Source organism: Bacteroides sp. D1, assembly GCF_000157095.2.
In the GTDB taxonomy this organism is placed as follows: Bacteria; Bacteroidota; Bacteroidia; order Bacteroidales; family Bacteroidaceae; genus Bacteroides; species Bacteroides xylanisolvens.
The window spans coordinates 1-362 of sequence record NZ_JH114340.1 but is presented as its reverse complement, the minus strand read 5'-3'; the positions used below and the strand labels follow the sequence as shown (position 1 = coordinate 362).

General features: G+C 42.0%; 1 protein-coding gene. It reads left to right on the top strand.

All coding sequences use genetic code 11. The annotated features are described in order from the left end of the window. Window positions 1-362 (top strand): helix-turn-helix domain-containing protein (locus tag BSAG_RS11930; RefSeq protein ID WP_008997522.1); only part of this gene is annotated, 362 nt, incomplete at both ends.

Here is a 362-nt window from a genome sequence, read left to right as displayed (position 1 = left end):
TTTATGAAAAAAAGAAAAATGAACTTGGCTTATCCCAGGAATCTGTCGCAGACAAGATGGGGATGGGGCAGTCAGGCGTTGGTGCTTTATTTAATGGCATCAATGCATTAAATGCTTATAACGCCGCATTGCTTACAAAAATTCTCAAAGTTAGCGTTGAAGAATTTAGCCCTTCAATCGCCAGAGAAATCTACGAGATGTATGAAGCGGTTAGTATGCAGCCGTCACTTAGAAGTGAGTATGAGTACCCTGTTTTTTCTCATGTTCAGGCAGGGATGTTCTCACCTAAGCTTAGAACCTTTACCAAAGGTGATGCGGAGAGATGGGTAAGCACAACCAAAAAAGCCAGTGATTCTGCATTC